Source organism: Actinokineospora sp. NBRC 105648, from assembly GCF_030269645.1.
Taxonomy (GTDB): Bacteria; Actinomycetota; Actinomycetes; order Mycobacteriales; family Pseudonocardiaceae; genus Actinokineospora.
The window spans coordinates 43,058-67,722 of the sequence record NZ_BSTR01000036.1 but is presented as its reverse complement, the minus strand read 5'-3'; the positions used below and the strand labels follow the sequence as shown (position 1 = coordinate 67,722).

23 protein-coding genes and 2 tRNA genes are annotated in these 24,665 nt (G+C 71.9%); 10 read left to right on the top strand and 15 right to left on the bottom strand.

Annotated features, from left to right (window positions below; genetic code table 11):
- Positions 1 to 32 precede the first annotated feature (32 nt).
- On the top strand, positions 33 to 2,216 hold the full coding sequence (recG, locus tag QSK30_RS26330; protein ID WP_285506743.1) for an ATP-dependent DNA helicase RecG: 2,184 nt from the start codon (positions 33 to 35) through the stop codon (positions 2,214 to 2,216).
- Positions 2,217 to 2,863: 647 nt separating this feature from the next.
- Here the strand turns inward: recG and QSK30_RS26325 are convergent.
- Genes QSK30_RS26325 through QSK30_RS26315 form a run of 3 tightly spaced genes read right to left on the bottom strand, consistent with a single transcriptional unit; the run spans position 2,864 to position 5,009 of the window.
- Positions 2,864 to 3,538, bottom strand: a complete 675-nt coding sequence (locus QSK30_RS26325) for a uracil-DNA glycosylase (protein ID WP_285506741.1) — start codon at positions 3,536 to 3,538, stop codon at positions 2,864 to 2,866.
- A gap of 11 nt (positions 3,539 to 3,549) precedes the next feature.
- The gene (locus QSK30_RS26320; RefSeq protein ID WP_285506739.1) at positions 3,550 to 4,029 is read right to left on the bottom strand and encodes a GNAT family N-acetyltransferase; all 480 of its coding nucleotides are present in this window, start codon (positions 4,027 to 4,029) and stop codon (positions 3,550 to 3,552) included.
- Between the two features lie 14 nt (positions 4,030 to 4,043).
- Entirely contained in the window at positions 4,044 to 5,009 is a 966-nt protein-coding gene (locus QSK30_RS26315; RefSeq protein WP_285506736.1) for a thiamine-phosphate kinase, read from the bottom strand.
- Between the two features lie 108 nt (positions 5,010 to 5,117).
- Between QSK30_RS26315 and QSK30_RS26310 the strand changes: the two genes are divergently transcribed.
- Both QSK30_RS26310 and QSK30_RS26305 read left to right on the top strand, forming a co-directional pair.
- Positions 5,118 to 5,351 (top strand): Lrp/AsnC ligand binding domain-containing protein, encoded by a 234-nt coding sequence (locus QSK30_RS26310; RefSeq protein WP_285506734.1) that lies wholly within the window; start codon positions 5,118 to 5,120, stop codon positions 5,349 to 5,351.
- Positions 5,352 to 5,370: 19 nt separating this feature from the next.
- Complete coding sequence (locus tag QSK30_RS26305; protein WP_285506733.1) at positions 5,371 to 5,931, top strand: DUF3515 domain-containing protein; 561 nt, start codon at positions 5,371 to 5,373, stop codon at positions 5,929 to 5,931.
- On the opposite strand, the gene QSK30_RS26300 is transcribed toward QSK30_RS26305, so the two are convergent.
- The gene (locus tag QSK30_RS26300) at positions 5,928 to 7,019 is read right to left on the bottom strand and encodes a D-alanine--D-alanine ligase family protein (RefSeq protein WP_285506731.1); all 1,092 of its coding nucleotides are present in this window, start codon (positions 7,017 to 7,019) and stop codon (positions 5,928 to 5,930) included. The two genes, QSK30_RS26305 and QSK30_RS26300, sit on opposite strands and share 4 nt — an antisense overlap.
- A gap of 11 nt (positions 7,020 to 7,030) precedes the next feature.
- Positions 7,031 to 8,494 carry a MocR-like pyridoxine biosynthesis transcription factor PdxR gene (gene pdxR, locus QSK30_RS26295; RefSeq protein WP_285506729.1) on the bottom strand — a complete coding sequence of 488 codons (1,464 nt, stop codon included), beginning with the start codon at positions 8,492 to 8,494 and terminating at the stop codon, positions 7,031 to 7,033.
- 27 nt (positions 8,495 to 8,521) lie between these two features.
- On the opposite strand from pdxR, the gene QSK30_RS26290 reads away from it, so the two are divergent.
- On the top strand, positions 8,522 to 9,202 hold the full coding sequence (locus QSK30_RS26290) for a pyridoxamine 5'-phosphate oxidase family protein (protein WP_285506727.1): 681 nt from the start codon (positions 8,522 to 8,524) through the stop codon (positions 9,200 to 9,202).
- On the opposite strand, the gene QSK30_RS26285 is transcribed toward QSK30_RS26290, so the two are convergent.
- The gene (locus QSK30_RS26285) at positions 9,168 to 9,650 is read right to left on the bottom strand and encodes a cysteine dioxygenase (RefSeq protein WP_285506725.1); all 483 of its coding nucleotides are present in this window, start codon (positions 9,648 to 9,650) and stop codon (positions 9,168 to 9,170) included. The genes QSK30_RS26290 and QSK30_RS26285 overlap by 35 nt on opposite strands.
- 285 nt (positions 9,651 to 9,935) lie before the next feature.
- On the opposite strand from QSK30_RS26285, the gene QSK30_RS26280 reads away from it, so the two are divergent.
- Both QSK30_RS26280 and QSK30_RS26275 read left to right on the top strand, forming a co-directional pair.
- Entirely contained in the window at positions 9,936 to 10,535 is a 600-nt protein-coding gene (locus QSK30_RS26280) for a sigma-70 family RNA polymerase sigma factor (RefSeq protein ID WP_285506724.1), read from the top strand.
- The gene (locus tag QSK30_RS26275; protein WP_285506722.1) at positions 10,532 to 11,302 is read left to right on the top strand and encodes an anti-sigma factor; all 771 of its coding nucleotides are present in this window, start codon (positions 10,532 to 10,534) and stop codon (positions 11,300 to 11,302) included. Before QSK30_RS26280 ends, QSK30_RS26275 begins: the two co-directional genes overlap by 4 nt.
- A 32-nt stretch (positions 11,303 to 11,334) precedes the next feature.
- On the opposite strand, the gene QSK30_RS26270 is transcribed toward QSK30_RS26275, so the two are convergent.
- The 3 genes from QSK30_RS26270 to QSK30_RS26260 are packed head-to-tail and all read right to left on the bottom strand — an operon-like array spanning position 11,335 to position 14,172.
- Positions 11,335 to 12,435, bottom strand: a complete 1,101-nt coding sequence (locus tag QSK30_RS26270) for a cystathionine gamma-lyase (RefSeq protein WP_285506720.1) — start codon at positions 12,433 to 12,435, stop codon at positions 11,335 to 11,337.
- A complete protein-coding gene (locus tag QSK30_RS26265; protein ID WP_285506718.1) occupies positions 12,432 to 13,442 on the bottom strand; it encodes an NAD(P)H-dependent glycerol-3-phosphate dehydrogenase in 1,011 nt (336 codons plus the stop codon). Before QSK30_RS26265 ends, QSK30_RS26270 begins: the two co-directional genes overlap by 4 nt.
- A 1-nt stretch (position 13,443) precedes the next feature.
- Positions 13,444 to 14,172 carry a lysophospholipid acyltransferase family protein gene (locus QSK30_RS26260; RefSeq protein ID WP_285506717.1) on the bottom strand — a complete coding sequence of 243 codons (729 nt, stop codon included), beginning with the start codon at positions 14,170 to 14,172 and terminating at the stop codon, positions 13,444 to 13,446.
- Positions 14,173 to 14,283: 111 nt separating this feature from the next.
- On the opposite strand from QSK30_RS26260, the gene cofC reads away from it, so the two are divergent.
- The 3 genes from cofC to QSK30_RS26245 are packed head-to-tail and all read left to right on the top strand — an operon-like array spanning position 14,284 to position 18,058.
- Entirely contained in the window at positions 14,284 to 14,910 is a 627-nt protein-coding gene (gene cofC / locus QSK30_RS26255; RefSeq protein ID WP_285506764.1) for a 2-phospho-L-lactate guanylyltransferase, read from the top strand.
- Between the two features lie 56 nt (positions 14,911 to 14,966).
- Positions 14,967 to 17,174, top strand: a complete 2,208-nt coding sequence (locus tag QSK30_RS26250) for an RNA degradosome polyphosphate kinase (RefSeq protein WP_285506715.1) — start codon at positions 14,967 to 14,969, stop codon at positions 17,172 to 17,174.
- Between the two features lie 5 nt (positions 17,175 to 17,179).
- On the top strand, positions 17,180 to 18,058 hold the full coding sequence (locus QSK30_RS26245) for an NUDIX hydrolase (protein ID WP_285506713.1): 879 nt from the start codon (positions 17,180 to 17,182) through the stop codon (positions 18,056 to 18,058).
- An 898-nt stretch (positions 18,059 to 18,956) separates the two neighbouring features.
- Here QSK30_RS26245 and QSK30_RS26240 read toward each other — a convergent pair.
- The 3 genes from QSK30_RS26240 to leuC form a co-directional block, all read right to left on the bottom strand.
- Positions 18,957 to 19,670 carry an HU family DNA-binding protein gene (locus QSK30_RS26240; RefSeq protein ID WP_285506711.1) on the bottom strand — a complete coding sequence of 238 codons (714 nt, stop codon included), beginning with the start codon at positions 19,668 to 19,670 and terminating at the stop codon, positions 18,957 to 18,959.
- Between the two features lie 263 nt (positions 19,671 to 19,933).
- Positions 19,934 to 20,548 (bottom strand): 3-isopropylmalate dehydratase small subunit, encoded by a 615-nt coding sequence (gene leuD / locus QSK30_RS26235; protein WP_285506709.1) that lies wholly within the window; start codon positions 20,546 to 20,548, stop codon positions 19,934 to 19,936.
- Between the two features lie 8 nt (positions 20,549 to 20,556).
- Complete coding sequence (gene leuC, locus QSK30_RS26230; RefSeq protein ID WP_285506706.1) at positions 20,557 to 21,990, bottom strand: 3-isopropylmalate dehydratase large subunit; 1,434 nt, start codon at positions 21,988 to 21,990, stop codon at positions 20,557 to 20,559.
- A gap of 64 nt (positions 21,991 to 22,054) precedes the next feature.
- On the opposite strand from leuC, the gene QSK30_RS26225 reads away from it, so the two are divergent.
- Positions 22,055 to 22,756, top strand: coding sequence for an IclR family transcriptional regulator (locus QSK30_RS26225; RefSeq protein ID WP_285506705.1), 702 nt, complete (start codon positions 22,055 to 22,057; stop codon positions 22,754 to 22,756).
- A 706-nt stretch (positions 22,757 to 23,462) separates the two neighbouring features.
- Here QSK30_RS26225 and QSK30_RS26220 read toward each other — a convergent pair.
- The 3 genes from QSK30_RS26220 to QSK30_RS26210 all read right to left on the bottom strand — a co-directional run bounded on the left by QSK30_RS26220 (position 23,463) and on the right by QSK30_RS26210 (position 24,584).
- Positions 23,463 to 23,535 (bottom strand) — tRNA-Glu (locus QSK30_RS26220).
- Positions 23,536 to 23,607: 72 nt separating this feature from the next.
- Positions 23,608 to 23,679 (bottom strand) — tRNA-Gln (locus QSK30_RS26215).
- 98 nt (positions 23,680 to 23,777) lie between these two features.
- Entirely contained in the window at positions 23,778 to 24,584 is an 807-nt protein-coding gene (locus QSK30_RS26210; RefSeq protein ID WP_285506704.1) for an HAD family hydrolase, read from the bottom strand.
- Between the last annotated feature and the right edge of the window lie 81 nt (positions 24,585 to 24,665).

Sequence of the window (24,665 nt, the reverse complement as noted above, 5' to 3'; positions counted from 1 at the left end):
GAGCTGGTTCACCGCCGAGCCCGGGGAGAGGGATGGCAGCGCTGAGCGACCGGCTCGACCGGTTGGTGGGCAAGAAGTCGGCGGACGCCCTGGCGGCAGCGTTCAAGCTGGCGACGGCGGGCGACCTGCTGCGGCACTACCCGCGCCGCTACGCCGAGCGCGGGCAGCTCACCGACATCGCGGGGCTGGAGGTCGGCGAGCACGTCACCGTGATGGCCAAGGTCGTCTCGGTGAACAAGCGGCAGATGAAGACCAAGCGCGGCACCCTGATCGAGGTCTCGCTCACCGACGGCAAGCGCTCGCTGGACTGCGCCTTCTTCAACCAGCCGTGGCACATGGAGAAGCTGAAGCCGGGGATGAGCGCGCTGTTCGCGGGCAAGGTCACCGCGTTCCGGCAGAAGCTGCAGCTGGCCAACCCGGACTACCAGCTGCTCGACGGCGACACCGACCCGGAGACCGGCGCGGCCGGGCCGAGCGCGGTGGAGGAGTTCGCGGGCGGGCTGATCCCGGTCTACCCGGCCTCGGCGAAGATCCAGTCCTGGCAGATCGCGCAGTGCGTGCAGCAGACCCTCGCGGTCCTCGACGACATCGAGGACCCGTTCCCGGAGGAGCTGCGCACCAAACTCGGCCTCGCCGCCTACGACGCCGCCGTGCGATCGATCCACCGGCCCGCGGAGTGGGCCGACCTGGAGACCGCGCGCACCCGACTCAAGTGGGACGAGGCGTTGGCGGTGCAGCTGGCCTTGGCCCAGCGGCGCCAGGCTTCCGGGGCCCGCCCCGCGCCCGCGTGCCCACCGAAGTCCGGCGGGATCCTCGACGAGTTCGACAAACGGCTGCCGTTCACGCTGACAGCCGGTCAGGTCGAGGTCGGCGCGGCACTCGCGGCGGACCTGTCGGGCGAGGCACCGATGAACCGGCTGCTGCAAGGGGAAGTGGGCTCGGGCAAGACGATCGTCGCGCTGCGGGCCATGTTGCAGGTGGTGGACTCCGGTCGCCAGGCCGCGATGCTGGCGCCTACTGAAGTGTTGGCGGCCCAGCACGCGCGCTCGCTGGCCGAACTGCTCGGCGACCTCGGTCAGGCGGGCGAGCTGGGCGCCGCCGAGAACGCCACTCGGATCACCCTGCTCACCGGTTCCCTGACCGCGCCGCAGCGCAAGCAGGCGATGCTCGACGCGGCCAGCGGGGCGGCCGGGATCGTGGTCGGCACGCACGCGCTGATCCAGGACAAGGTCTCCTTCGCCGAGCTGGGTTTCGTGGTCGTGGACGAGCAGCACCGGTTCGGCGTCGAGCAGCGCGACGCCCTGCGCGGACGGGCGGGCGAGAACCTGAGCCCGCACGTGCTGGTGATGACCGCGACACCGATCCCGCGCACCGTGGCCATGACGGTCTACGGCGACCTGGAAACCTCATCCCTGCGCGAACTCCCGGCAGGCCGATCACCGATCTCCACCACGGTGGTCCCGGTAGCGGAGAAGCCCGCCTGGCTCGACCGGGTGTGGCAACGGGTCCGCGAAGAGGTCGGCAAGGGACACCAGGCATACGTCGTCTGCCCCCGGATCGGCGACGAGGAAGACGCTCCAACCGGCTCGGACGACGGCCGCCGACCACCACTGGCGGTGGCCGACGTGGCGGCGATGCTGGCAGGCGGCCCACTTTCCGGCCTACGACTGGGAATCCTGCACGGCCGCCTCGCCGCAGACGACAAAGACGCTGTGATGCGCGCGTTCGCGGCCGCCGAGATCGACGTACTGGTGGCCACCACCGTCGTCGAGGTCGGGGTGAACGTACCCAACGCCTCCGCCATGGTGATCATGGACGCGGACCGCTTCGGGGTGAGCCAACTACACCAGCTGCGCGGCCGAGTGGGCCGAGGATCCGCTCCCGGCGTGTGCCTACTGGTCACCGAGATGCCCGGCGGAACCTCAACCCGCGAACGACTCGACGCCGTCGCCTCGACACTGGACGGCTTCGAACTGGCCAGACTCGACCTGGAACTGCGGCGCGAGGGCGATATCCTGGGCAGCAGCCAGTCCGGCATGCGGTCCGGGCTGAAGATGCTGTCACTACTGCGAGACGAGTCAGTGATCGCCGACGCTCGGGTGTTGGCTCAGGCGCTGATCACCGATGACCCGGAGCTGTCGGCGTTCCCCGGACTGGCACACATGGTGGGCCAGTTGGTGGACGAGGAACGCGCGGAATACCTCGAAAAGGCCTAGCCCCAACCAACCTACCCGCTCCCGCTCCCGCTCCCGCTCCCGCTCCCGCTCCCAGCCCTCGCGCGCACTTTCCCCCGACCCTCCCCTACTCTCCACGTCCTGCTCTTACGCTTTTGCTTTTCGCTTTCGCTCTGCAAATCCCGAGCCCGCTGGTACGCAACACCCGCTACGCCAGTGCTCGATTGGGTGGACTGCCTTCGTGTGGGGGGAGAGCACCGCTAAACTTGACCTGTGGTGGGGATGCCCTTCACCCCACGCTTTTTCCCCACCGCGGTGCTCTAGGGGCCCCACGCGAAGGCAGTCCAGCCAATCGAGCCCCGCTCTTACTCGGGCAGCTCATGAGATGTGCCGCCCTGGGGTCGACCTCACGGGTGGCTCGTAGACATGGGCTGCCCGAGTAAAAGCGGGGCTCGATCTAGTGAACTCGCTTCGTGCGGGGCCCCTAGAGCACCGCGGTGGAGAGAAAAGGGCAGGGAAGGGCATCCCCACCCACGGCAAGTTTAGCGGCACTCTCCCCCCACACGAAGCGAGTCCACTAGATCGAGCATCCGTAGCGGGACTTGCGTTGCGTTGGGTTTGAGTTTCGGGATTTAGAGACCAGGGATTCGAGATCTACTGTGAGATTAGAGGATTCAGAGGTGCTGGCGTCAGGGGAGCTTCCAGTCGACTGGCTCCGCGCCCTGTTCGACCAGTAGCGCGTTCGCCCTGCTGAAGGGCCGGGAGCCGAAGAAGCCCGAACTGGCCGACAGCGGGCTCGGGTGTGCCGACTCGATGGCGGGTACCGGTTCCAGCATCGGGCGCAGGTTGCGGGCGTTGCGGCCCCACAGGATCGCCACCAGTGGGCCGCCTCGGGCGGCGAGGGCGCGGATGGCCTGTTCGGTCACCTGTTCCCAGCCCTTGCCCTGGTGCGAGTTCGACTTGCCCGGTTCCACCGTGAGCGCCCTGTTGAGCAGGAGCACGCCGTGCTCGGCCCAGGGGGTCAGGTCTCCGTTGGTGGGCTTGGGGTGGCCCAGGTCTTCGCCGTATTCCTTGTAGATGTTGATGAGGCTCTTGGGGATCGGGCGCACGTCCGGGGCGACCGAGAACGAGAGGCCGACCGCGTGTCCCGGTGTGGGGTAGGGGTCTTGGCCCACGATCAGCACTCGCACGTCGGCGAAAGGCTGCTTGAACGCGCGCAGGACGTTCTCTCCGGCGGGGAGGTAGGTGCGCCCGGCGGCGACCTCCGCGCGGAGGAAGTCGCCCATTTCGGCGATCTTGTCGGCGACCGGCGCCAGTGCGTCCGCCCACCCGGATTCAACGATCTCGCTCAACGGTCGTGCCACGCCGCAGAACCCTACTCAGCCCGGGCGGCGCCCAGCGTGCGGGCCAAGTCCTTGCCGAGGTGCTGGGCCTCGGGGGCGTCGGCGTAGAAGCCGAACGGGGTGATCCTGGTGTACCCGGAGGACAGGTACAGCGCGATCGCCTCGGGCTGCTTGCTGCCGGTCTCCAGGATCAGGTTCCGGTAGCCCGCCTCGGCCGCGGCGATCTCCAGCTCGGCGAGCATGGCGCGGGCCAGGCCCTTGCCGCGGGCCGACGGGCTGACGTAGAGCCGCTTCATCTCCACGCTGGACTCGTCGTGCCTGCGCCAGCCGCCGGTCACCAGGGGGACGTCGTCGAGGTAGCCGACCAGGAACAGGCCCAGCGGCGGGGCGAACTCGGCCGGGTCGACCGGGGTCTCGTCGACGCCGCCGTAGCGGATCACGTACTCCTGCTGCACCTCGTCGATGAGCTTCACCGCGTCGGGGTGGTCGTACTGCCGGGATTCGATGCGCACCCGGCAATTGTCGCTCAGCGCCAGTGCTGCCAGCCCGCGGCGCCCGTGTAGGGGACGCCGTCGACGGTGACGCCGTTGCCACGCGTGACGGTGCCGATCGTCCGCCAGCCGTCGGGCACGCCCGCCGGGTCGGGGAAGGTGGCGGCCAGCGCGTGGTCCTCGCCGCCGGTGAGGACCCAGTGCCGCGGGTCGCCGCCGAGCGCGGCCGCCACGTCGACCAGCCGCTGGTGCACCTCGATGAGGTCGCCGCGGATGTCGATCGCCACATTGGACGCCGTGCCGATGTGGCCCAGGTCGGCGAGCAGGCCGTCGGACACATCGATCATCGCGGTGGCACCGGCGTCGGCGGCCTGCGGACCGGCCGGGTACGGCGGTTCCGGGGCGCGGTGCGCGCCGACGACGCTGACCGGCGAGCGGAAGCCGCGGCCCAGCACGGCGAGCCCGGCCGCGCTCCAGCCGAGCCGCCCGGCGACCGCGACGACGTCACCGGGCATCGCGCCGCCGCGGGTGACCGGCTTGCGGCCCCGCAGGTCGCCGAGCGCGGTGATCGAGATCACAAGGGTCGGCGCCTCGGTCAGATCGCCGCCGACGACACCGACGCGCGCTCGGGCCGCCTCGTGCCACATGCCCGCGGTGAGCTGGTCGACCACCGCCGCGCTCGTCCCGGATGGACAGGCCAGGCCGACCAGGACCGCGGTGGGCACCGCGCCCATCGCGGCGATGTCGGCCAGGTTCACCGCGACCGCCTTGCGCCCCACGTGGTCCGGGTTCGACCAGTCCAGGCGGAAGTGCACCCCCTCGACGAGCACGTCGGTGCAGGCCACCACCCGGCCGTCCGGCGCGGCCACCACGGCCGCGTCGTCCCCGGGTCCCAGGAGCGTGCTCCTGGGCTGCTGCCTGCCCCGTGTGATGCGTTCGATGAGACCGAACTCGCCCACCTCGGCCACGGTTTCCGCGCCATCAGGCGTGTTCGGGCTCACTGCTTCCTCCGATCACCGACATTCGGAATCCCCATCGATACGCAACTGGGGTACGTTGCTGGACACGTTCCTACCTCTTGGGGACTCCTAGCCGCGAAGGGGCGCGCCGTGGTCCACGCATACATCCTGATCCAGACCGAGGTAGGCAAAGCCGCGGCGGTCGCCGCCGAGATCTCCGGCATAGCCGGGGTCACCACGGCCGAGGATGTCACCGGGCCGTACGACGTCATCGTGCGGGCGGAGGCGGACAACGTCGACCTGCTCGGCCAGCTCGTCGTGGCCCGCATCCAGAACGTCGACGGCATCACGCGGACGCTGACCTGCCCGGTGGTCCACCTCTGAGCCGTGGTCTAGTGGCCCGGTGAGCTCGCAGACCACCCGCACCGGCCTCTCCCGCACCGCGGTCACCACCGCCGCGGTGCTGGTCGCCCTGTTGGCGGTGGGCGTGGTGGTCGCCAGCCGGTTCCTGCCCGCCGAACCCGAGGCCACCGCACCGGCACCCCGCACCGGCCCGGTCGGGCTGGTGCCGGTGGACGCCCCGGACGCGGGTTCCCCCGACTGCGCCGCGCTGCTCGCCGCCCTGCCCGCTTCGCTGGTCAGCGGGGAGAAGCGGCTCGACCGGCTGGCGGTCGCCGATCCGGCGCCGCCGGGCGCGGCCGCGTGGGGCGACCAGCTCGGCGACCCGGTGGTGCTGCGCTGCGGGCTGGGCAAACCGCCGGAGCTGACCCAGACCTCGGGGCTGCGCGAGGTCTCCAGGGTGCGCTGGCTGCCGGTCGAGGGCGACGGCTCGGCCAGCTGGTTCGTCGTCGACCGGCCGGTGTACGTGGCGCTGACGCTCCCGTCGGGGGTGGGTACCGGTCCACTCCAGACAGTGTCCGAAGTGGTCGGTCGGGCGCTGGCCGAGCGGCCGGTGCGGCCCTAGCGCAGGCCGGTCCCCCGGGCCAGCGCGGTCTCGCACAGCACGGTGAGCAGCGCCGGGAAGTCGACCCCGGAGGTCGCCCACATCTTCGGGTAGGCCGAGGTGGGGGTGAAGCCGGGCATCGTGTTGACCTCGTTGACGGTCAGCTCGCCGTCCGGGCCGACGAAGAAGTCGACCCGGGCCAGGCCCTGGCAGTCCAGCGCGTGGAAGGCGTCGACGGCCATCGCGCGCAGCCGGTCGGACACCTCGTCGGGCAGCTTGGCCGGGATCTCGATCTCGCAGACGTCGTCGAGGTACTTGGCGTCGAAGTCGTACCAGTCGATCCCCTCGACCAGCTTGACCTCGGCGGGCAGCGAGGCGCGCACCGTGCCGTCCGGGAACTCCAGCACCCCGCACTCCACCTCGCGGCCGACCACCGCGGCCTCCACCAGCACCTTGGGGTCGATCTCGCGCGCGGTCGCGATGGCGGCGTCGAGGTCGTCCCACGAGGTGACCCGGGAGATGCCGGTGGACGAGCCCGCGCGCGCGGGCTTGACGAACACCGGCAGGCCCAGCAGGTCGCGCTCGTCGGCGGTGAGCGTGTCGGCGCCCCGGCGCAGCTCGACGTGGCGACCGCCCGGGATCCCTTCGGCGGCGAGCAGTTTCTTGGTGTAGCCCTTGTCCATCGACACCGCGCTGGCCAGCACGCCCGCGCCGACGTAGGGCACGCCCACCATCTCCAGCAGGCCCTGGATGGTGCCGTCCTCGCCGTAGGCGCCGTGCAGCATCGGCAGGACCAGATCGATGCCGGAGAGCACCTCGCCCGCGCGGCCCGGCTCGAGCACCACCAAGCCCACCGACGAGGGGTCCGCGGGCAGCGTGACCGAGGTGCCCGCGGTGACGCTCGGCAGCTCGCGGCCGTGCAGGCGCAACACGTCCGCGTCGGCCGGGCCGAGCACCCAGGCGCCCTCGCGGGTGATGCCGACCGGCACGATCTCGAACCGCTCCGGGTCCAGGCTGCTGAGCACGCCAGCCGCCGAGACGCAGGAGATCGGGTGCTCGGTGCTGCGGCCGCCGAACACGACTGCGACGCGGATCTTGGGGCTGGCCATGGTGAAGAACCCTACCCGGATGGGCTAACCGCGGGACCGTTCGACCTCAGCAACCCCAGCAGCACCGGGATCGCGGTGTGCAGCTGCGCGCGGGAGCAGGCGGCGTACCCGAGCGCGACGCCGAACCAGGTGGGTTTGCCGACGTGGTGGCGGGCCAGCCCGTCGAGCAGCAGACCCCGGTGCCGGGCGGCCTCGATCAGCTCGCGCTCGGCGGCGGCCGAGTCGACCGGGACGACCAGGTGCGCGCCCGCGTCGTCGCCCAGGAACCGCACCCCGCCCGCGGCCAGCGCGTCGACCAGCAGGGTGCGCCGCTCGGAGAGCTCGCGGCGCAGCTTGCGCAGGTGCCTGCCCAGGTCGCCGTTGCGGGCCAGTTCCACCAGCACCAACTGGCCCGCGGCCGAGGGGCTGGTGCCGGTCGACTCGCGGTGCTCGACCACCGCGGCGACCACCCCCGGCGGCGCGACCATCCAGCCCGCGCCCAGCGTCGGGGTGAGGATCTTGCTCGTGGTCCCCAGGTGCACCACCACGTCCGGGGCCAGCGCGGCCAGCAGCGGCAGCGGGGCCACGTCGTAGCGCAGCTCGCCGTCGTAGTCGTCCTCGATCACCAGCCAGCCCTCGCGCCGGGCCCGCTCGACCAGCTCCACCCGGCGGCGCGCGGACATCCGGCCGCCCAGCGGGTACTGGTGGGCGGGCGAGCAGTAGACCGCCTTGGCACCCTTGGGGATCGCGTCCAGCAGCAGGCCGTCGGCGTCGACCGGCGCGGGCACGACGCGCAACCCGGCCGCGCGCATGGTGTCGACCGCGCGCTGGTAACCGGGATCCTCGACGGCCACGGTGTCCCCCGGCCGCAACATGGTCTTGGCCAGTTCCGCCAACGCCGATGTCGTGCCGCCGGTGGCCAGGACGGACTCACCCTCACCCGACTCGTCGAACTCCGCGCGCACCCGAAGTCCTCGGTGGCGCAAGAGGTGTTCGGCCACCGCGGCCCGGTATGCCGGGATGCCCGCGCGTTGGTGGCGTGGCATCGGCGCGACGTCGGCGGCCCCGCGCCAGGCGCGGCGCCAAGCGGATCGGTCGATCCCGCCCGCCCACGGTGATCCCGGCCGGAGGTCGACCGCGGTCTCGTCCTGGGCCTCTTGGCGCGGGCGGCGCGGGCGGGCACTGGGTGAGCCCGGGGGCGCGGTGGTGACGTAGGTGCCCGAGCCGTGCCTGCCGGTGATCCAGCCCTCGGCGTGCAACTGCTCGTAGGCGGCGGCGGTGACCGTGCGGCTGACCTCCAGCTGGGTCGCCAGGGCGCGGGTGGAGGGGAGCCGGTCACCGGCCCGGAGCCTGCCGTCAGCGGCGGCGGCTCGCAGCTCCTCGGCCAGCTGCACGGCCAGGGGCATGGGCGAGCGCCGGTCGAGGGTGACCGGCAGCGCGGGGCTCTCCGTCACGAGTGGCCTCCTGAGATCCCTCGGCTGTGGCCCTGTCAGCATGCCACTGAGCCGGTCACCGTAGAAGCCGTGAGCGAGAACGAGCACGGCACGCTGCCGCTGTCCCCCACCGAACGCAGCACGGTCAAGCGCGGCGCCAAGCGCGCGGTCGCCGAGCGCGACGCGCTCTGGGCCACCCTCGACGCGGGCCTGGTCTGCCACCTGTCCACCGTCGTCGACGGCGCGCCGCTGGTGCTGCCCACCGGCTACGGCCGCGACGGCGACACGCTCTACCTGCACGGCTCCACCGGCGCGCGCAGCCTGCGCACGGCGGCCGAAGGGGTGCAGGTGTGCGTGGCGGTGACCCTGCTCGACGGCGTCGTCTACGCCCGTTCGGTGTTCCACCACTCGATGAACTACCGCTCGGCGGTGATCCACGGCACGGCCGTCCCGGTCACCGACCCGGAGGCGAAGCTGCACGGCCTGCACGTGCTCACCGAGCACATGGCCCCCGGCTCGTGGGAGCACACCCGGCTGCCCAACCCCAAGGAGCTGGCCGCCACCGCGGTGCTCGCCCTCGACCTCACCGAGGCCGCGGTCAAGACCCGGGTCGGCGGGCCGGTGGACGACGACGCCGACGTCGAGGCGGACCTGTGCTGGGCGGGCGTGCTGCCGGTGCGCTGGGGCTTCGCCGAGCCCGAGTCGGCCGTCCCCGGCCGCCCGGTGCCCGAGCACGTCACCCGACGGGCGGCAGCGGCTCCAGGCCGGTGACCGGGTCGAGCCGGTAGTACCCCATCGCCGGGCGGGCGGCCCGGTACACGTGGATGCTCACCGCCGGGTCCGGCGAGTCGTTGCGCACCTGGTGGACGTAGCCGGGGCCGAAGACCCGCGACTGCCCGGCGGTGAGCCCGTGCAGTGCCTCGAAGGCGCGGCCGGGGACGACCACCCGCTCGGTGAGCGAGCCGGAGACCACGGTGAACGCGCCGGTCGCCCGGGAGTGGTCGTGCAGGTCGGTGCCCTGGCCGGGCAGCCAGCTCATCAGCCAGGTCTCCTGCTCGGCGGTGCGCTCGACCAGGGCGGCGAAGCGCTCGCTCGGGTCGTAGCGCAGCAGGTGGCGCCAGCGGTCGCGGTCGGCGGCGACCTCGTGGGCGATCAGCGCGGGGTGCGCCCCGGCCGGGGTGGCGGTGAGCGCGACGGTGTTGGGCGGAACGGCGAACATGGAAGTTGATCTCTCCGGGATGCACAGGCACGGCGCGACCCTGGTCCGGGCCGTCGGGGTGGGCTGGATCACCGACAGAGACAGAGCGCGCTCGCGGCCAGGCCGAGGTCGATGTGACCCCGCCGGTCGGTCGTCGCACGCAGCAGCACAGCGATAGGCAACCAGGGCCGCCCCAGCCGGTCAACACCGCCCACACCATGGGACGCTTCGCCAATCCGGGCCCGGGGTGGGCACCGAATGGCCGAGTAGCGCGACACCGTGGCGCCTGGACGAGAGCGGGTGGGCATGGCCGAACGAGTTCGGCGGATCGTGGGCGTAGCAGCCCAGGACGAGGCGCTGCCACCGGACGCGGGTGGGCTGCTCCAGCTCGTCGCCCGCGGCGACGAGACCGCCTTCGAACGGCTCTACGACCTGGTGTCGGCCCCGGTGTTCGGCTTGGTCCGGCGCATCGTCCGCGACCCGGCGCAGTCGGAGGAGGTGACCCAGGAGGTGCTGCTCGAGCTGTGGCGCACCGCCGCCCGCTTCAACTCCGAGCGCGGCAGCGGCATGACCTGGGTGATGACCCTGGCGCACCGCCGCGCGGTCGACCGGGTGCGCTCCTCGCAGTCGGCGACCGACCGCGAGGACAAGGCGTTCCGGCGCGAGACCACGCGCCCCTTCGACGAGGTGGCCGAGCAGGTGAGCACGCGGCTGGAGCACGAGCAGGTGCGCCGCTGCCTGACCTCGCTCACCGACCTGCAGCGGGAGTCGGTCGAACTGGCCTACTACCGCGGCTTGACCTATCGCGAGGTGTCCGAGCTGCTCGACACCCCGCTCGGCACGATCAAAACACGACTACGCGACGGGCTGATCCGTCTGCGAGATTGCCTGGGGGTGGCCCGATGACCGCTGACATCCACGCGTTGACCGGGGCGTACGCCCTCAACGCGATCCCGGAGTTCGAGCGCGCCGCGTTCGAGCGCCACCTCGTCGACTGCGAGTCCTGCGCGCAGGAGGTGGCCGAGCTGCGGGCCACCGCCACCCGGCTCGGCGAGGCCGCCTCGGAGCAGCCACCGGCCGAGCTGAAGGCGCGGGTGCTCGCCCGCATCGCCGAGGTGCGCCAGCTCCCCCCGGTGGGTCAGGAGACGAGCACCCGGGCCGGTGATCTGGCCGAACGCAGGCAGGTCAGGGCAGGCCGCTCCTCGTGGGCGCTCCGGCTGACCGGGCTGGCCGCGGCGGCGCTGCTGGTCGTCTCGGTGTCCCTGGGCGTGCTGCTCGTGCAGAACCGCAAGCAGCTCGACGTCCAGCAGGCGCAGGCCGCGGCGATGGAGCAGGTGCTCTCCGCGAACGACGCCCGAGTCGTCAGCGGCTCCACCACCTCCGGCCTCAACGGCACCGTCGTGGTCTCCCGGCAGCGCAACCAGGTGCTCCTGCTGGCGGGCAACGTCCCCGCGGCGCCCAGCGGCAAGGACTACCAGGTGTGGCTGATGGACCAGGACGGCAAGGCGCGCTCGGTCGGGCTGATCAGCCCGGACCCGAGCGGTCGGGTGTCCATCTTGGACACCGCCGGGATCGGCGCGGCCACCGAGGTGGGCGTCAGCGTCGAGGCCGCCGGTGGCTCGCACGACGGCCCGCACGGCGATGTCGTCATGCGGATGACGCTGCCGGTCTAGGCCCTGGGTTCCAGGTCCTGGGTCCGGTTCGATCAGGCCAGTGCTGCGAGGACATCGGCGACCAGGTCGCGGGTGTCCTCGCAGCCGCAGGAGAACCTGAGCAGTCCCTCGGGCACCGGGTCGCCCCAGCGGGCACGGCGGTCGGCACTGGTGTGCAGGCCGCCGAAGCTCGTCGCGGCGGCGACCAGGGTGGTGCGCGCCAAGAACTCCGCCACCGCGCCCTCGGACTCCAACTCGAAGGTGACCACTCCCCCGAACCGGCGCATCTGCCGCGCGGCGACCTCGTGCGCGGGGTCGTGCGGGGAACCGGGCCACCGCAGGCCGCGCACCCTTGGGTGTTCGCGCAACGCCTCGTAGAGCCCGGCGGCGTTCTCCGCCTGGCGGGCGAGGCGAAGGTCCAACGTGCCCAGTCCGCGGTGTGCCAGCCAGGTCTCGAACGGACCGGGGATCGCGCCGCTCGCCGTTCGCTCGGCCCGCAGCCGGGCGGCCAGCGCCGGGTCGGCGGCGGTGACGTGGCCGAGGACGACGTCGCTGTGCCCGGCGACCGCCTTGGTGTCACTGGCCAGCGACAGGTCCGCGCCGAGCGCCAACGGTCGCTGTCCCAACGGGGTCGCGGTCGTGTTGTCCACCGCGACGAGCGCCCCGGACACGTGCGCCAACGCCGAGATCTCCGCGATGTCGCAGACGTCCAACCCGGGGTTGGACGGGGTTTCCAGCAGCACCAAGCGCGCGCCCTCGACGAGGTCGGGTGTCCAGTGCGCGGCGGTCGGCACCTCGCGGACGTCCAACCGCAGGGCGCTCAAGTGCTCGCGAACGTAAGAGCGGGCTAGGTAGTAGCCGTCCGAAGGCAGCACTACCGTGTCGCCCGCGCACAAGACCACTCGTAGCAACGAGGACACCGCGGCCATACCTGAGGGGTAGACGACGCACTCACCGCCGTCGAGCCCGCCGAGCGCGGACTCCAGGGCACGCCACGTCGGATTCCCCGCGCGGCCGTAGAAGTCCGTCGAGCCGTCTTCGCCCAGGTGGTACGGCGCGGCGAGAAGGGGCTGGGGCACCAGCGGTGCACCGGGTTCGGCGGGGGCGTCGCCCGCGTGCACGCAGCGGGTGCCGTCGCCCAGCTCGCCGGTCACCGTTCCGGCCTGGTCTTGCGGCCGATCAGCTCGCCCGCCATCTCGCGCAGGTCGAACCCGTCGTGGCAGACCCGGTGCACCACATCGGTGATCGGCATCTCGACACCGTGCCGCAGGGCCAGCTCGCGGATCGGTGAACAGGACTTCACGCCCTCGGCGACCTGCCCGCCGACGGCGGCCTGGGCCTGCGCCATCGTCTCGCCGCGGCCGAGCCGGGCGCCGAAGGTGCGGTTGCGGGAGAGCGGGGAGGAGCAGCTCGCCACCAGGTCGCCGAGCCCGGCCAGACCGGCGAAGGTCATCGGGTCCGCGCCCAGCGCCGCGCCCAGCCTGGTGATCTCGGCCAGCCCGCGGGTGATCAGCGTGGCCAGCGTGTTCGCGCCGAAGCCGAGGCCGTCGGCCATGCCGCAGGACAGCGCGATCACGTTCTTGCCCGCGCCGCCGAGCTCGCAGCCGACCACGTCGGTGATCGTGTACGGGCGGAAGTACCCGGTGGTGCACGCCCGCTGCAGCGCCACCGCGCGGTCGTGGTCGCGGCAGGCGATCACCGTGGCGGTCGGCTGCTCCAGGGCGATCTCCTTGGCCAGGTTCGGCCCGGAGACCACCGCGACCTGGTCCTCGCCGACGCCGGTGACGTCGACGACGACCTCGCTCATCCGCTTGAGGGTGCCCAGTTCCACGCCCTTGGCCAGGCTCACCAGGGTGGCCCCCGGGTGCAGCAGGCCGCGCCAGGCGGTGAGGTTGTGCCGCAGCGTCTGGCTCGGCACGGCGAGCACGACGGTGTCCACCCCGTCCAGCGCCACCAGCGGGTCCGAAGTGGACCGGAGGGTGTCCGGGAGCCGGACGCCGGGCAGGTACTCCCGGTTCTCCCTGGTCTCTGCGATCGCCTCGGCCACGTCGCGGCGGCGCGCCCACAGCGTGATCTCGCGGCCGGTGTCGGCCATCACCTTGGCGAAGGTGGTGCCCCAGGAACCGGAGCCCATCACAGTGATCTTGCCCGCGGCGGCCATCTCAGCTCGCGGCCTCGTCGGTGCCGCGGCGGGCGCCGGGCCGGAAGAACTCGGCGGGCTCGGGCTCCTGGCGGATGTCGGCCAGCAGGGTGCGCACGTGGCTCATGAGCAGGTCGGTGACCTCGCGCAAGAGCTGGTTGGTCACCGGCTGGCCCCGGTAGGCGGACAGGTCCACCGGGTCGCCGAGCAGCGTCACGACCCGCTTGCGCGGGAACGGCCGGAACTTCTTGGTGTAGCCGTCCCAGATCCGGTTGGTCCCCCAGCGGGCACCCGGGATGACCGGGACGTCGTTCTCCAGCGCCAGCCGGGCCACCCCGGTCCGGGCGCGCATCGGCCAGCCGTCCGGGTCCTTGGTGATCGTCCCCTCGGGGTAGATCAGCACGACCTTGCCGGTCTGCAGGGCGTCGTGCGCGGCGCTGAGGCTGTGCTTGGCCTCCGCGGAACCGCGGTAGACCGGGATGCCGCCGGAGCCCGCGAGCATCTTGCCGAACAGCGGCACCTTGAACAGGCTGTCCTTGGCCATGAAGCGCGGGACCCGCTTGTTGCGGTGCACGAACACCGCGTCGTTGGGCGGGTCCAGGTGGGACACGTGGTTCATCACCAGCAGGACCGGGCCGTCGGCGGGCAGCTTCCCGCTGTCGCGGTAGGTGCGCTTGCCCAGCCAGCTGAGCGGGTAGAACACCGCGGCGGCCGCGCCGACCCAGAACCCGCCCTTCTCACGCTTGCCCAAAACCCGCTCCTCCTCGACCCGCGAGACACCGTGGCCCGTGAGTCTCCCTGCCGCCCGCGCACGGGTCCAGACGGGGTGCCCGCCGCGCGGGCCGGCAGTATCGATCGGGTGGTGGACCTCGTCGTGCCGGTCAAGCACCTGGACCGGGCCAAGTCCCGGCTGCGCGGCGCGGTGCCGGGCGGGCGGGCCGAGCACCGTGAGCTGGTGCTGGCTGTGGTGTTCGACACGGTGACCGCCGCGCTGGCCGCCGCGGGCGTGCGCCGGGTCCTGGTGGTGTGCGAGGACGAACGGGTCGTCGCCGCGCTGGCGGGTACCGGCGCGGAGTGCGTCGACGAGCGCGGGCTGGCCGGTCTCAACGAGGCGCTGCGGCACGGCGCGGAACGGCTGCGCGCGGACGACGCGCACGCGGTGGTCGGCGCCATGCAGGCGGACCTGCCCGCCCTGCGCCCGGCCGACCTGACCGCCGCGATCACCGAGGCCGACGGCAGGCGCGCCTTCGTCGCCGACCGCCCGGGCACCGGCACCACCCTGCTGCTGCCCGCGCCCGGTGGCGCGTTGTCGCCCCGGTTCGGGCCCGGCTCGGCCGCCGCGCACGGGGCGGGCGCGGTCCGCGTCGGGGAGTCGCTGGCCCACTTGCGTTGCGATGTCGACACCCCCGGTGACCTGCGCGAGGCGCACGCGCTCGGGCTCGGCGCGCGCACCGCCCGACTGGCCCACGCCGGGTGCGGGGTGCGCTGAGAATTCACAGTCGGGTACCTCGCTCGGCTGGGCTGTTGGCCGGTCGGTACCCGACAATGGGGATCGTGAGCACGGAGAGCACTCAGGACCAGGCCCCAGCGACCAGCGGCGACGTCCCCGCGCCGCCGCCCGCCCCCACCGGGAGCGGACCGGAGCCCAGGGGCGTGCCGTCGGCTCCCCCGGCGGTGACCCCGGCCGCGGCGGAGACCGACCTGCCCGACGACCGCTACCTCAACCGCGAACTGTCCTGGTTGGACTTCAACGCCCGGGTGCTGGCGCTGGCCGAGGACTCCTCGCAGCCGCTGCTGGAGCGGGCGAAGTTCCTGGCGATCTTCGCCTCGAACCTCGACGAGTTCTACATGGTGCGGGTCGCGGGCCTCAAGCGCCGGAACGAGACCGGGCTCTCGGTGCGCAGCGCCGACGGGCTGACCCCGCGCGAGCAGCTGGGCTACATCGCCAAGCGCAACCAGGACCTGGTCGAGCGGCACTCCAAGGTGTTCGAGGAGCAGGTGCGCCCGGCGCTGAGCGAGCGCGGCATCCGGATCGCGGCCTGGAGCGAGATCACCGACGACGAGCGCACCCGGCTCTCGGCGTACTTCCGCGACCAGGTCTTCCCGGTGCTCACCCCGCTCGCGGTCGACCCGGCGCACCCGTTCCCCTACATCTCCGGCCTCTCGCTCAACCTCGCGGTGACGGTGCGCGACCCGGAGCGCGGCCGGGAGAGCTTCGCCAGGGTGAAGGTGCCCGACAACGTGCCGCGGCTGGTGCCCATCGACCGCAGCGACGACGAGCAGGTGGCGATCTTCCTGCCGATGGAGGAGCTGATCGCGGCCCACCTCACCTCGCTGTTCAAGGGCATGGACCTGCTGGAGGTGCACGCCTTCCGGGTCACCCGCAACGCCGACCTGGAGGTCGAGGAGGACCGCGACGAGGACCTGCTCAAGGCGCTGGAGCGGGAGCTGGCCCAGCGCCGCTTCGGTCCGTCGGTGCGCCTGGAGGTCTCCGACGACATGAGCGAGCACATGCTCGAGCTGCTGCTGCGCGAGCTCGAGGTGCACCCCAACGACGTCGTGGTCGTGCACGGGCTGCTGGACCTGTCGTTCCTGTGGCAGATCTACGGTGTCGACCGCAAGGAGCTCAAGGACGCGCCGTTCCGGCCCGCGACCCACCCCGCCTTCGCCGAGCGGGAGACCCCGCGCAGCATCTTCGCGACGTTGCGCGAGGGCGATGTCCTGGTGCACCACCCGTACGACTCGTTCTCCACCAGCGTGCAGCGCTTCGTCGAGCAGGCGGCGAGCGACCCGCACGTGCTGGCGATCAAGCAGACGCTCTACCGCACCTCCGGCGACTCCCCCATCGTCGACGCGCTGATCGACGCGGCCGAGGCGGGCAAGCAGGTCGTCGCGCTGGTGGAGCTCAAGGCGCGCTTCGACGAGCAGGCCAACATCAAGTGGGCGCGCGCGCTGGAGAAGGCGGGCGTGCACGTGGTCTACGGCCTGGTCGGTCTCAAGACGCACTGCAAGACCTCGCTGGTGGTGCGCCAGGAGGGTTCGACCATCCGGCGCTACTGCCACATCGGGACGGGCAACTACAACCCGAAGACCGCGCGGCTCTACGAGGACGTCGGCCTGCTCACCGCCGAGCCCTCGGTCGGCGCCGACCTCACCGACCTGTTCAACGTGCTCACCGGCTACGCCCGGCAGGACCAGTACCGCAGTCTGCTGGTGGCCCCCTACGGCGTGCGGCGGGGCATCGTCGAGCGCATCGAGCTCGAGGTCGAGCACCTGCGCGCGGGCAAGCCCGCCGGGGTGCGGATCAAGCTGAACTCCCTGGTGGACGAACAGGTCATCGACGCGCTCTACCGGGCGTCGCAGGCCGGGGTGCCCGTCGACGTGGTGGTGCGCGGGATCTGCGCGCTGAAGCCGGGGATCCCGGGGCTCAGCGAGAACATCCGGGTCCGCTCGATCCTGGGCCGGTTCCTGGAGCACTCGCGGATCTTCCACTTCGTCGGCTCCGACGAGCACTGGATCGGCAGCGCGGACATGATGCACCGCAACCTGGACCGGCGGGTCGAGGTGCAGCTGCGGGTCACCGACCGGCGGCTCACCGCGCAGCTCGACGACATCTTCTCCTCCGCGCTGGACCCGTCCACGCGCTGCTGGGTGCTCACCGCCGAGGGCGAGTGGCTGCCCTCGCCAGAGGACGGTTCGTCGGTGCGCGACCACCAGGCGGAGCTGCTGGCCCGCCACCGCGCAATCGGCTGAGCCCGGTGTCGGGGAAGATCGCCGCCGCGGGCGCGGTGCTGTGGCGGGGCGGGGCGGGCGGCGTGGAGGTCGCCGTCGTCCACCGGCCCCGCTACGACGACTGGAGCCTGCCCAAGGGAAAGCTGGACCGCGGCGAGTCGACGCACGCCGCCGCGGTGCGGGAGGTCGCCGAGGAGACCGGGTTCGCCGCGGTCCTCGGCCGCTTCCTGGCCCGGGTGTCCTACCGGGTGCCGGACGGCGACAAGACGGTGGACTACTTCGCCGCGCGCGCGGCGGGCGGGGCGTTCGAGCCGAACGACGAGGTCGACCAGCTGCGCTGGCTGCCGGTCGACGCCGCGGCGGACCTGTGCCGCTACCCGCACGACCGGGTGGTCCTGCACAGGTTCACCGACGCACCGGCCGACACCACGACCGTGCTGCTGGTGCGCCACGCGCACGCGGGCAAGAAGCAGCTGTGGACCGGACCGGACGCCCAGCGGCCGCTCTCGCCCACCGGTGAGCGGCAGAGCCACGCCCTGACCCGGCTGCTGCCGCTGTTCGGGCCGGACCGGGTGCACTCGGTCCCGAAGGTGCGCTGCACGGCCACAGTGGCCCCACTGGCGGCGGCGCTGGGGGTGCCGGTCGTGCCGGAGCCCACGCTCTCCGAGCAGGCGCACGAGGCGTCGCCGGGGGCGGCCACCGCGCGGTTGCTGGAGCTGGCGAAGGACGGCGGGACCCCGGTGGTGTGCAGTCAGGGCGGGGTGATCCCGGACGTGCTGGCCGACCTGCTGACCGACTCCCGTGTGGAGGCCGCGGACCTCAAGAGCCGCAAGGGCAGCGTGTGGGTCCTCAGCTTCGACGCGGACGCCCGCCTGGTGGCGGCGGACTACATCCCCACCGCCTGACCCGTTCCCGCCTCTCCCGGCCGGGCGGAGCGCGCCTGATAGGCAATTCACCCCCGGCGGCCGAGTAGGTCGAGGAACCTGGTTGGCCTTGCCCGGAAACGCGGGAGAGCGGCGACTTGGAGCTGTTCAGGCCAACCCGGTCACGCGGCTTCGCGAACTCGGCCACCCGAACGGAGTCCACGATTCACCCCGTCGCCGAGGACGCACGGACCCGGCCGACCACTGCCGAGCAGTTCGGGGCCGCCGACACCCATCTGCCGCGAAACCACGGATCCCGCCGGACTTCCCCAGCGGGAGCGGTCTTGCCCCAGGCCGGCTGACGGGGCGGCGACAAGCTGAACCTCGGCCACTCGAACGGGATCCGAGATTCACCCCGTTGCCGCGAAGCAGTGAACCCGGTAGGACCGTTGGCCTACCCGCCCGAGACCGGCCACACCCCTCCGGGACGTGGCCACAGATCCCACCGAACTTCCCAGCCCACACCGAGTCCCGACACCGCCCGCACTAGGACGAGCTGACGGGCCCACTCGCACGGAGTTCGCGATTCACTCCATCGTCGAGCGGTCGTCGAGCCCGGTCGGACTATCCCAGGCGCGCACGGGGTCGGCGGTTCAACCGCCCACCAAGGGACCCGGGGACCCGGATCGGGCTTCCCCGGGCACGCACTGGATCCGTGACTCGGCCCAGGCCGGACACGTCGAGGAACCCGGCCGGAGACCGCCGGTGCGCCCTGGAGGAGCGGCAGCGCGGGCCTCACACCGAGTTCTGTGCGCGCCCAAGCGGTCCGCTGCCGGATCGGGCCCCGAACACGCGAGAGCCCCGCACGGGGGAAGCGTGCGGGGCTCTCGCGATGTGCGGTACTGCTGGGTACTACTGGCCGGGAACCGGCCGGGTGGTGCTACTTCTTGGCGGTCTTAGCAGTCGCGCGGGGCGTGCTGCTCTTGGCTGCCGTGGTCTTCTTGGCCGCTGCCGCCTTCGGGGCCGCCGCGGTGGTGGTCTTCTTGGCCGCGGTGGTCTTCGCCGCGGTTGCCTTGGGAGCCGCCGCCTTCGGGGCCGCCGCTGCCGCTGCCGGCTTCGCCGCCGCCGCGCGGGTGCGCGTCGTCGTCGCCTTGGTCGCCGTGGTGGCGGCCGCGGGCTTGGCAGCCGCCGCGCGGGTGCGCGTGGTGGTGCTGCGCGTGGTCGCGGCCGCGGGCTTCGCCGCCGCCGCACGCGTTGCGGTAGCCCGCGTCGTGGTCGTGGTGGCCGCGGTGCCGCGAGCCGCCGTGGTGCGGGTGCCGGTGGTCGCCGTGCGGGTGGTGCCCGCGGCCGACCGGGTCGCCGCGACCTTGGGCAGCTTCTTGGTCCCGCTCACGACCTCCTTGAACATCGTGCCCGCGCGGAACGCGGGGACGTTGGTCTTCTTCACCTTCACCGTCTCGCCGGTCCGCGGGTTCCGAGCGGTGCGGGCGGCACGCGCGCGCTTCTCGAACACGCCGAAGCCGGTGATGTTGACCTTCTCGCCCTTGTTGACCGTACGAACGATCACGTCGACGAGACCGTCGACCGCGGCGCCCGCGGCCTTCTTGTCCCCAAGACGCTCGGTCAACGCCTCGATGAGTTGGGCCTTGTTCACCCTTCAGTCCTCCGTAAGAGAGCCACACTGCACGTTTACGGCCGATTCAGGCCGACTTCTGGCAAAGATAGGCCCAAATGCGCGCGATTTCCACGCGACGCGCCCGATTTTTCCTTGCCGCATGCGAGGTCGGGCCCCCTGAGGGGGCCGAAGCGGCGGATTTCGGGCGTCGCGCGGGGGTGCCGAGGTTGGGTTGTGGACCCGGGCTCACCGCCCGGGCGGGGCCGGAACCCGCCTGCCGAAAGGGGATTCCGGCCCGGCCGTCAGTGCTGCCCGGCGGCGGTCGGGATGGGGGTGGTGCGGGGCTTCCACTCGGGCCTGGCCTGCTCGAACTCGTCGATCACCGCGACGTGGCGCAGCGTCAGGGCGATGTCGTCGAGGCCCTCGAGCAGCCGCCAGCGGGTGTAGTCGTCCACGACGAACGGGGCGGTGAAGTCCTTGGCGCGGACGGTCTTCTCGACCAGGTCGACGGTGACCTCGGTGCCCGGCTCGGTTTCGAGCAGCTTCCACAACAGTTCGATGTCGGACTGCTCGCACTGGGCGGCCACCAGCCCCTGCTTGCCCGCGTTGCCCCGGAAGATGTCGGCGAAGCGGGCCGAGATGACGGCCCGGAAGCCGTAGTCGCCCAGCGCCCAGACCGCGTGCTCGCGCGAGGACCCGGTGCCGAAGTCCGGCCCGGCGACCAGGACGCTGCCCGCCCGGTAGGGCTCCTGGTTGAGCACGAAGTGCTCGTCGGAGCGCCAGGCGGCGAACAGCCCGTCCTCGAACCCGGTGCGGCTCACCCGCTTGAGGTAGACCGCCGGGATGATCTGGTCGGTGTCCACGTTGGACCGGCGCAGCGGCACGCCGACGCCGGTGTGGGTGGTGAACGGCTCCATGTCCTGCCTCAGTCCTTCGCGTCGGTGCTGGTGGCGGCGGTTACCAGGTCCTCGGGCGAGGACAGCGTGCCGCGCACGGCGGTGGCCGCGGCGACGAGCGGGGACACCAGGTGGGTGCGCCCGCCCTTGCCCTGCCTGCCCTCGAAATTGCGGTTCGAAGTGGACGCGCTGCGCTCCCCGGGGGCCAGCTGGTCGGGGTTCATGCCCAGGCACATCGAGCAGCCCGCCTGCCGCCACTCCGCGCCCGCGGCCAGGAAGACCTGGTCCAGACCCTCGGACTCGGCCTGCGCCCGGACCCGCATCGACCCGGGCACCACGAGCATCCGGACGCTCTCGGCGACCTGCCTGCCGCGGATCACCTCGGCCGCGGCGCGCAGGTCCTCGATCCGCCCGTTGGTGCAGGAGCCGAGGAAGACGGTGTCGACGGAGATCGCCCGCAGCGGGGTGCCGGGGGCGAGGTCCATGTACGACAGGGCCTTCTCGGCGGCGACGCGCTCGTTCTCGTCGGCGATCAGCTCCGGGTCCGGGATCGCCGCGGACAGCGGCAGCCCCTGGCCTGGGTTGGTTCCCCAGGTGACGAACGGGGTCAGCGTGTCCGCGTCGAGGACGACCTCCTCGTCGAAGGTCGCGCCGTCGTCGGTGCGCAGCTCCCGCCACTGCGCCACCGCGGCGTCCCAGTCGGCACCGCGCGGCGCGTGCGGGCGGTCCTTGAGGTAGGCGAAGGTGGTCTCGTCGGGGGCGATCATCCCGGCCCGCGCGCCCGCCTCGATCGACATGTTGCAGACGGTCATCCGGGCCTCCATCGAGAGCGCCTCGATGGCCTCGCCGCGGTACTCCAGGACGTAGCCCTGCCCGCCGCCGGTGCCGATCTTGGCGATGACGGCCAGGATGATGTCCTTGGCGGTGACCCCGGGGCCCAGCGCGCCGGTGATGGTGACCGCCATGGTCTTGAAGGGGCGCAACGGCAGCGTCTGGGTGGCCAGCACGTGCTCGACCTCGGAGGTGCCGATCCCGAAGGCGAGGGCGCCGAACGCGCCGTGCGTGGAGGTGTGGCTGTCCCCGCACACCACCGTCGTGCCCGGCTGCGTCAGGCCCAGCTGCGGTCCGACGACGTGCACGATGCCCTGTTCGACATCGCCCATCGAGTGCAGCCGGACACCGAACTCGGCGCAGTTGCGGCGCAGCGTCTCCACCTGGGTGCGCGAGACGGGGTCAGCGATCGGGAGATCGATCCCAACTGTCGGTACGTTGTGATCCTCGGTCGCTATGGTCAGGTCGGGCCTGCGCACCGGGCGCCCGGCCAGCCGCAGGCCGTCGAACGCCTGCGGACTGGTCACCTCGTGCACGAGGTGCAGATCGATGTAGAGCAGGTCAGGCTCGGCACCGGTGCCACGGCGCACAACGTGCTGGTCCCACACCTTCTCGGCGAGCGTTTTGGCCATCGCCAATCACCATCAGCTTCCCACGGACTGGACTTCCCACATAACGGGAAAGTAGTATCGAGACGTGGGACAGCATAGCGGCATCGGAGTTCTGGACAAGGCAATGGCCGTACTGCAGGCGGTGGCCAAGGAGCCGTGCGGTCTGGCGGAGCTGTGCACCAAGACCGGCCTGCCCAGGGCCACGGCCCACCGGCTGGCGGTCGGTCTCGAGGTGCATCGCCTGCTGCGCAGGGGAAGCGACGGCCGCTGGCGGCCGGGTGCGGCACTAGCCGAGCTCGCGGGCGGCGCCACCGACCCCCTCCTGGACGCGGCGACAGCGGTGCTGCCGCGCCTGCGGGATCGCACGGGGGAGAGCGTGCAGCTCTACCGCCGAGATGGTCTACACCGGATCTGCGTCTGCTCGGCCGAGCCGCCGAGCGGCCTGCGGGACACGGTCCCGGTGGGCGCCCGCCTGCCGATGACAGCCGGCTCGGGCGCGAAGGTCCTGGCCGCCTGGGCGGACCCGGCAACCCAGCGCAGCCTCCTGGCGGACGCGGTGTTCGGCGAACGCGCCCTCCTGGAGGTCCGCAGGCGCGGCTGGGCCCAGAGCGTCGCGGAACGGGAGCCCGGCGTGGCCAGCGTCTCCGCCCCGGTCCGGGACACCTCGGGCGCGGTCGTGGCCGCGGTCTCGGTCTCCGGCCCCATCGACCGCATGGGCAGAAGACCAGGCGCCCGCTGGGCCGCCGACCTCCTAGCCGCCGCCGACGCCCTACAGAACCGCCTATAACCCCCCAACCTCCACCACACCCCTCAGCGCCCCGGCTCACCCCAGCCGGGGCGCCCCCATGTCCACACCAGAACCACCCCACCCCACAGCACCCCCGCACCAAACCACCCACGCACCACACCACCCCCGAGAGGCAGAGAGGCAGAGAGGCAGAGAGGCAGAGAGGCAGAGAGGCAGAGAGGCAGAGAGGCAGAGAGGCAGAGAGGCAGAGAGGCAGAGAGGCAGAGAGGCAAGAACACCACGCCCCCACCCGCGAAGCGAAGCGAGCGGGTGGAACGGGAGGGGTGGAACGGGAGGGCTGGAACCAGAGGGCTGGAACCAGAGGGCTGGAACCAGAGGGCTGGAACCAGAGGGCTGGAACCAGAGGGCTGGAACCAGAGGGCTGGAACCAGAGGGCTGGAACCAGAGGGCTGGAACCAGAGGGCTGGAACCAGAGGGCTGGAACCCATCAAACCCAACCCGATAGATCTAGCCCCTCACCAGATCTAGCCCCTCACCGAATGGCCAATTCCACAACCAGACCTTCAACACCAACACCCATTCCCCCGATGCGACACGGCGAAGCCGTAAGCAGCAATGGCCGAAGGCCGAGCCCACGCTGGAACCGCCACCGATCGCACCGTGGGGGTCTGGGGGCTCGGCCCCCAGAACAAAGCGAAAGAGGCCCGCGAAGGTGCAAGCACCAAGCAGACCTCTGCCACCTCTGTAGCCCCGACGGGATTCGAACCCGCGCTACCGCCTTGAGAGGGCGGCGTCCTAGGCCGCTAGACGACGGGGCCAGGAACTTCTTCGATCTTCAGTTTCGCTCTCGCGAGGAGAGACTCTAGCAAAACCGCTGTGCGGCTTCACCGCTGGGGTACCAGGACTCGAACCTAGACTAACTGAACCAGAATCAGTCGTGCTGCCAATTACACCATACCCCATTGGCTTTGCGATCCAGCTCGTCCGGGTCTCCCCTGCGGCTGTCTTGCTTGCCGGGGAAGATGTTAGACCACACCCCCGCTGATCGAGAAATCGGCCCCTACCCCCGTGGGGTGGGCACCGCTGAAGCGCTGGTCACCGTCGGTGTGCGGTAGTCGGTGACCAGCAGCGCGGGCAGCTCGGCGAGGCTGTCGACGACCGGGACGCCCGCCTGTTCGGGGTCACCGGTGTGGGTGCGGTCGAGCCAGATCCCGTGCAGCCCGGCGTCGCGGGCGCCCTGGGCGTCGAGGTCGAGCCGGTCGCCGACGTGGGCCGCGTGGTCGGGTTCGACGCCGAGCTGCTCGCACGCGGTGTGGAAGATCACCGGGTCCGGTTTGGCCGCGCCGAGCTCGCCCGCGCTGACCACGGCGTCGAAGAAGCGGGCCAGGCCCAGGGTGGCGAGCCTGCCGCGCTGGTGCGGGCGTGAGGCGTTGGTCACAGCGGCGATCTTGAACCCGGCCGCGCGGAGCCAGTCCAGGCAGGGCAGGGCGTCGGGGAAGAGCCGGGAGCCCCGGCTCATCTGGGCCAGCCTGCGGTCCTCCAGGACGGCGACCGCCTCGTCGTCGAGCTGGGTGCCCAGGTCGGCCAGGAACGCCTTGGTGCGGGCCCGGCGCATCGCGTCGTAGTCGAACTCGCCCGCCACGCACCGGGCGCTGTGCGCGTCGGTGATCCGCTGCCAGGCGGGCCACATGTCATCGCGGCCGGTGAGCACCGAGAGCGCGGAGCGCGCGGAGCCGGTGAAGTCGACGAGGGTGTCGTCGATGTCCAGGCAGATCGCGTGAATCGCCGGCGGTTCGAGCCGCTGCCCCGCCACCGCCCGCCCGGAAGTGCTCGAAGTGGACGGTTGGGCGGCGAGCGCGGTTGTCATCCAGCGAGGCTAGAACCCGAAGCGGACTCGGCGATTCGTCTGCACAGGTGAAGTTTGCGGGTCTGACACGGTCAAGCGCGA